7 protein-coding genes are annotated in these 6,220 nt (G+C 39.0%); 1 reads left to right on the forward strand and 6 read right to left on the reverse strand.

The window, feature by feature from the left end:
• Window positions 1-89: 89 nt before the first annotated feature.
• The gene (gene dmeF, locus ACYU0V_RS18425; RefSeq protein ID WP_213034659.1) at window positions 90-1,070 is read right to left on the reverse strand and encodes a CDF family Co(II)/Ni(II) efflux transporter DmeF; all 981 of its coding nucleotides are present in this window, start codon (window positions 1,068-1,070) and stop codon (window positions 90-92) included.
• 57 nt (window positions 1,071-1,127) lie between these two features.
• On the opposite strand from dmeF, the gene ACYU0V_RS18430 reads away from it, so the two are divergent.
• A complete protein-coding gene (locus tag ACYU0V_RS18430) occupies window positions 1,128-1,391 on the forward strand; it encodes a metal/formaldehyde-sensitive transcriptional repressor (RefSeq protein WP_002115414.1) in 264 nt (87 codons plus the stop codon).
• Window positions 1,392-1,439: 48 nt separating this feature from the next.
• On the opposite strand, the gene mnmE is transcribed toward ACYU0V_RS18430, so the two are convergent.
• From mnmE to rpmH, 5 genes are all read right to left on the reverse strand, one after another.
• A complete protein-coding gene (gene mnmE / locus ACYU0V_RS18435) occupies window positions 1,440-2,795 on the reverse strand; it encodes a tRNA uridine-5-carboxymethylaminomethyl(34) synthesis GTPase MnmE (protein ID WP_461848575.1) in 1,356 nt (451 codons plus the stop codon).
• Window positions 2,796-2,885: 90 nt separating this feature from the next.
• Window positions 2,886-4,646, reverse strand: coding sequence for a membrane protein insertase YidC (gene yidC, locus ACYU0V_RS18440; protein ID WP_002115440.1), 1,761 nt, complete (start codon window positions 4,644-4,646; stop codon window positions 2,886-2,888).
• Window positions 4,647-4,651: 5 nt separating this feature from the next.
• The gene (yidD, locus tag ACYU0V_RS18445; RefSeq protein WP_086393766.1) at window positions 4,652-4,972 is read right to left on the reverse strand and encodes a membrane protein insertion efficiency factor YidD; all 321 of its coding nucleotides are present in this window, start codon (window positions 4,970-4,972) and stop codon (window positions 4,652-4,654) included.
• A 10-nt stretch (window positions 4,973-4,982) separates the two neighbouring features.
• The gene (gene rnpA / locus ACYU0V_RS18450) at window positions 4,983-5,375 is read right to left on the reverse strand and encodes a ribonuclease P protein component (RefSeq protein ID WP_005063921.1); all 393 of its coding nucleotides are present in this window, start codon (window positions 5,373-5,375) and stop codon (window positions 4,983-4,985) included.
• Window positions 5,376-5,404: 29 nt separating this feature from the next.
• Entirely contained in the window at window positions 5,405-5,539 is a 135-nt protein-coding gene (gene rpmH, locus ACYU0V_RS18455) for a 50S ribosomal protein L34 (RefSeq protein ID WP_000831329.1), read from the reverse strand.
• Window positions 5,540-6,220: the final 681 nt, after the last annotated feature.

Raw genomic sequence — 6,220 nt, forward strand, 5'->3', positions numbered from 1 at the left:
GACTCATGCGTTGGAGAGGAGATCATTTTAATCAGTTCAGCTTTTTAAAACAGAACTGATTACCGAGTTATAACCAAACTTCCACTCATTTATGCCAATGTTTCACGTGGAACATAAATAGGTTTTAGAGTATTAATTTCTACTGAAATATGCACAATTTCATCATGAATGGACAAAGCATGACGAATCTGATCTGCGGTTAAAGAAATATCATCAGTTTCGAGTGCCAAAATACAAGAAAACTTACCTTTCGCGACTTTCCAGACATGAATATCCGTAATTTCAATATGTTTAGGAAACTCAGCAATTACTTCACGGATCTCTTCAACTACCGGATGATCCATTTCTGCGTCTAAAAGGGTTTTTCCTGTCTCTTTCATTAATCCCAGAGACCATTTTGCAACCAAAATAGCACCTAAAATTCCTAAAAGTGCATCTAAAAAATCCCATCCGAAATACTTACCTGCGAAAAGCGCAATAATTGCAAAAACAGAAGTTACTGCATCTGCAACCACATGTAAAAATGCAGCTTTTTGGTTTAAATCGTGGTGGTGATGCCCATGATCATGCTCGTGATGGTGATGGTGATGGTGATGGTGATGGTGATGGTGATGGTGCCCATCATCGTGAAGTAACCATGCGCAAATCAAGTTAATGACCAAACCTAAAATTGCAATCGGAATCGCTTCATTATAAAAAATTTCAACTGGATTAAATAAACGTTGTATCGACTGAAACGCCATAAAAATGGCGACAACCATCAACAAAATTGCACTGCTATAACCCGCTAAAATCTCGATTTTCCAAGTTCCGAAACTAAACCGACGATCTTTGGAATAATGACGAGCCGCGCGATAGGCAAAATAGGCTAAACCGAGAGCCAACATATGGGAACTCATATGCCAACCATCAGCCAGTAGTGCCATTGAATTGAAAAACCATCCACCGAATATTTCTAACACCATCATGGATGCCGTTAAAATTGTTGCAATCAAAATACGTTTTTGTGCAAGTGGATTTCCTTCATCAAACTGATGTTGATGATGACGTGATACACTATGATCCTGCATAATATTTAAACCCAATATACTCCCTACCAGTATATTGAATTATACAAGAGAACCCAGATGAGTCACATTGGTCAGGATAAAAAAATACTTAATCGTGTAAAACGACTAAAAGGACAAATCAACAGCATTGAGCATGCTGTTGAACAACCAGATATTTCATGCATAGAAATACTACAACAAGTTGCTGCAATTAAAGGGGCAATAAACGGTTTGATGAGTGAATTAATGGAACAGCATTTACATCACCACGTGCTCAAAGACGCACAAGTTGATCAAAATGAGCTAGATGAGTTTTTAAAGGTTCTAAAAAGATACGGTTAACGAGGTGACTGAATGACACAGCCATGTGCATCATTCAGAATTTTGTAATTATTTTCCAATACAGAATGAACCAAAAATCTTGCCTAATAGGTCATCGGCACTAAAGTCACCGGTAATTTCACCTAAAGCATTTTGGGCAAGACGTAGTGACTCAGCAACCAGTTCACCTGCGTTAAACACAACAAGTTGCTCGCGTGCTTCTGAAAGATAGAGCTGTGTGCGCTTCATTGCGTCTAAATGACGTGTTCTTGCAATAAAGGTGTCTTCCTCAGGGTGGAAGCCCGCATGCGCTGTAATCGCATCTACGAGGCTTTGCACGCCCATCTCTTGTTTTGCAGAAACGGTTATATGACGGAAACCTTGAAAATCACTTATTTCAGCTAATTGACCAGTTAAATCGCATTTATTACCAATTAACATTAAACGACGCGGTTCAATATGTTCCGCAAAATACTCTTGAGCAAGTTTTAATGGGTCATCACCTTGGTTTAAATCATAAACCAGCAATAACAAATCAGCTTGTTCAATTTCTTTGATTGCACGACGAATCCCTTCTTTTTCAACGATGTCACCTGTTTCACGAAGACCCGCAGTATCGGTTAAGGTGATTGGTAGACCATTTAAGCTAATTTTTTCATGTAAAACATCACGAGTAGTACCAGCAATATCGGTCACAATTGCACGCTCAACACCAGCAAGTGCATTCAACAAGCTCGACTTACCCGCATTTGGTTTACCAGCAATAACGACTTGCAAACCTTCACGTAATAATTGACCTTGTCGTGCAGAGGTTTGAACAGCATGTACCGAATGCTGAACATCTTCAAGTAAAGCTAAAATTTTACCATCTGCCAAGAAATCGATTTCTTCTTCAGGAAAATCAATTGCTGCTTCAACATGCAAGCGTAAATGAATCAGTTTTTCTAAAACAGTATTAATTTTTGTTGAAAAAGCGCCTTGTAAAGAGCGAACCGCAGAGCGTGCCGCAGCTTGCGAAGTCGCATCAATCAAGTCGGCAATCGCTTCCGCTTGTACCAAGTCCATCTTGCCATTTTCAAAAGCACGCATGGAAAATTCGCCGGCTTTTGCAGCAATTGCACCAAGCTCAAATAGACGCCCAAGCAAGGCATTTTGGATGACTGGACCGCCGTGGCCTTGTAGCTCTACAACATCTTCACCTGTAAACGAGTGAGGATTGGGAAAGCATAGAACAATCCCTTCATCCATAATGCTGCCATCAGCATCATAAAATTTACGGAAACCTGCCATACGCGCTTCTGGCAAGTTTTTTTGTGTCAGGTTTTGAGCAATTTCATAAGCCTTAGGTCCAGATAGGCGAATCACGCCCACACCACCACGCCCAGGTGGCGTTGCAATTGCGGCAATCGTGGTTTGACTTTGCATATTATTCACCTAAAAACCTAAAATCCAGCCAAAGAAAAATCCGCCTAAGATTACCATCTTAAGCGGATTTATTCAGCAAAAGTTCAACGATTAAGAAGCTGATTCAGTCTTATTGATACGACTTTTCTCAACGCTCTTATTAATAAACGACTGCTGTAAAATAGTAATACTGTTGTTCACAATCCAGTATAGTACGAGACCGGCAGGGAAGAACAACATAAATACCGTGAACATAATCGGCATAATGCGGAACACTTTTGCCTGCATTGGATCAGCGGGTTGTGGGTTCAACATTTGCTGCGCAAACATGGTAGCACCCATGATTAACGGCAAGATGAACCAAGGATCCATTGCTGACAAATCTTGAATCCAACCTAACCATGGTGCGTGACGTAATTCCACACTTTCCATGAGTACCCAGTACAAAGCAAGGAAAATTGGCATTTGTAGCAACAATGGTAAACAACCTGAAAGTGGATTTACTTGTTCACGCTTATATAAAGCCATCATTTCTTGCGAGAAGCGCATACGGTCTTCACCGAACTCTTCTTTCATGCGTTGCATTTCTGGTGCAATCACACGCATTTTCGCCATAGAACGATAACTTTTTGAAGATAAAGGCCACAAGATCATCTTCACCATAATGGTAAGCAAGATGATTGACCATCCCCAGTTACCAACAATGCTATGGAAGAATTGAAGACCTAAGAACAAGAGTTTAGCAATCGGCCATAACCAACCATAATCAACAGTCTGATTTAAACCAACAGCTAAATCTTTTAATTCAGATTGTACTTTCGGACCTGAATAAAGTTTTGCATCCACTTCCATTGAAGTGCCTGCCGGAACATTAATCACTGGTGAGGTAAAACCAATGATATTCATGTGATCAGCAGATTGACGAGATTCAAGCTTAGCTACATAAGGCTGACCATTCGCTTGAGTCAGCTTAAGGTTTCCAGGAATCCAAGCACTTACAAAATAATGCTGAACAATCGCAACCCATCCACCTTTCGCTTCAGTATTTACTTTTTCTTCTGAGAAATTAGCAAATTTAAGCTTGTTGTAATGTGCATCAGGCGTTCCCCAAGCTCCACCTAAGAAAGTTCCTAGAGTGAAAATACCTTGAGAAGATTTACCTGGATCTTCAGAATTATCGCGCTTTAATTGTCCAAACATCTGTCCTTGCCAACTTTGTTGGCTACGGTTAATTACTTGATGTTTTACAACAATTGGATATTGACCTTGAGTAAAGGTAAAAGTTTTAATAATTTCAACGCCTTCAGGTGTTTTAAATACCATTGGAACGTTTAAAACTTTTTCAGATTGACCCTTTTGGTCCTGTACACCTTTAGCATCAGCCAAAGTATATGATGTCTTTTCAACAGCATATAATGGACGACCACCACGACTACTATCTGGTCCATTCAAACCAATTAAGCCAGATTGAGCAACATATGTACGCTTGGCATCATTTTCAAGCATAACAAAAGGTTGATCGCTGTCTTTGCTTTTGTCGTGTGAGAGTAATTCAATACGAACAATATCACCACCTTTTGGATTAATCCAAATATGGTAAAGGTCAGTTTGTACTGAAATAAGCTGTTGATTCACAGGTGCAGTTGCATCTGTGGTTTGTGACTGCGCAATATTTGCTTGTGGCACATCGGAAGCCACTGTTGCATTTTTAGCATTTGGCAAATCAGCAGATACTTCATGCGAACTTACAGCTGCCGCTTGTTGTTGCGGAGCAGTTGCAGCATTTCCATAATCTTTTTGCCAAGCCAAAATGAGCAAATATGCGGTGACAAACATGGCCCCGAGAATTGCAAACCTGGCCCATTGTTGCATATCTATTACCCCAAATGGTTAGAGAGATTTTGCTTCAGTAAACGATCACGAAAGGGTACAGCAACATGATGCGTTTGAGAATCTATTTGATGAAACGAAATAAAACGAATTGCTTTTGGCGGTACCGGATCATATCCAGATCCTCCCCACGGATGACAACGACATATCCGTTTAGAAGATAACCAAACGCCTTTTATCGCACCATGAGTTTGCAATGCTTCTATCGAATATTGGGAACAAGTCGGGATATAACGACAACGGGGTCCAAGAAGCGGACTAATCGCAATTTGATACAGTCGAATCAACCAACGTAGAAAACGGACCATTGGCTATCTCTTAATTCTGCGAGGTTGTGCCAACTTTAGAATGTTTTTTTGCTAAGCGCTGTAATTTTTGCCAAGCAAAGTCTAATTGTTGATATAGCTCAGCATTCGTAATCGTTTCTATACCAACTTTCGGCATCACCACAACATCTATGTCTGATCCAAAATTCGGCTGATGTAGACGAAAGCTCTCACGAGCAAGACGTTTTATTCGATTTCTTTCATGCGCTCGGCGCACTTTTTTCTTAGCAACAACAATACCCAAACGGCTTTTAGGCTGTTCGGTTAATTTTGCAAGAAATAAAAAATGGGGTTGATGCACTTTAAAAAGCGCACCATCAAATACACTTTTATAATCTGCAGCACAGCGTATTCGCACGTCTGTGCTAAAACTGTAAAGTGTCATCACACCCAAGTCTGGTCAGCGTAACAGTATTAAACAGTTAAGCTATGACGACCTTTTGCACGACGACGAGCTAATACTTGACGACCAGCTTTAGTTGCCATACGAGCACGGAAACCATGAACGCGTTTACGCTTTAATTCAGATGGTTGGAAAGTACGTTTCATATTGAAACTCCCAAAAATGATCTTTCTATAAAGGTCCGCGATTTTATTGTGCAATGTTTACGCTGTCAATGAAAAACCAAGAAAGTTTTGTATTTAACCCAAATTTTTAATCTCTTCTCTTCTTTTTATCACGGTCATAATTCAGTGCAATATATAGCTTTAAAAGTTATACACAAAGTAATTGTCTATTTTTATTAGAACTTTTAATATACACACACCTTATATACATACTTATCAACAAAACAAGATACCATCTTGGTTTGGATTTGCTGTATTTGAATTTAAATTCATATTTTGCAGTTATCCACAAAAGATCACCACCCTATTAAATAAATTCAAATTTAGAAATTTAAATTTATTCTTATTAGGGATAACTTTTTCTGTGGATTTCGCACTTTTAAATTTAAAAAACATATATTTGAGTTGTTGATAACTCTGTTTTTACTATATTTATGGATTGTGGATAAGTTTATGTGTTAATTTATCCACAGGTTGTGCAAAAAGTTATACACAAGCCATTTTGAATTTAAATTTATTCACAAGAGATTTCTTTTTAGACAAAATCAACTGAAATCGTCATGACAGATGTGGATAACTTGGTTAGAATGGCGACCCCTTCTCATCAGGAAGGGTTAATCTTTAGATTATTTGAATTTAAAAACGCAGAAATAGGGGATACAC

This window comes from Acinetobacter sp. X9, from assembly GCF_054889255.1.

Coding starts and splice junctions, on each gene's coding strand:
- ACYU0V_RS18430 (WP_002115414.1), top strand. CDS start 1,128: ATGAGTCACATTGGTCAGGATAAAAAAATACTTAATCGTGTAAAACGA.
- rpmH (WP_000831329.1), bottom strand. CDS start 5,539: ATGAAACGTACTTTCCAACCATCTGAATTAAAGCGTAAACGCGTTCAT.
- yidC (WP_002115440.1), bottom strand. CDS start 4,646: ATGCAACAATGGGCCAGGTTTGCAATTCTCGGGGCCATGTTTGTCACC.
- yidD (WP_086393766.1), bottom strand. CDS start 4,972: ATGGTCCGTTTTCTACGTTGGTTGATTCGACTGTATCAAATTGCGATT.
- rnpA (WP_005063921.1), bottom strand. CDS start 5,375: ATGACACTTTACAGTTTTAGCACAGACGTGCGAATACGCTGTGCTGCA.
- dmeF (WP_213034659.1), bottom strand. CDS start 1,070: ATGCAGGATCATAGTGTATCACGTCATCATCAACATCAGTTTGATGAA.
- mnmE (WP_461848575.1), bottom strand. CDS start 2,795: ATGCAAAGTCAAACCACGATTGCCGCAATTGCAACGCCACCTGGGCGT.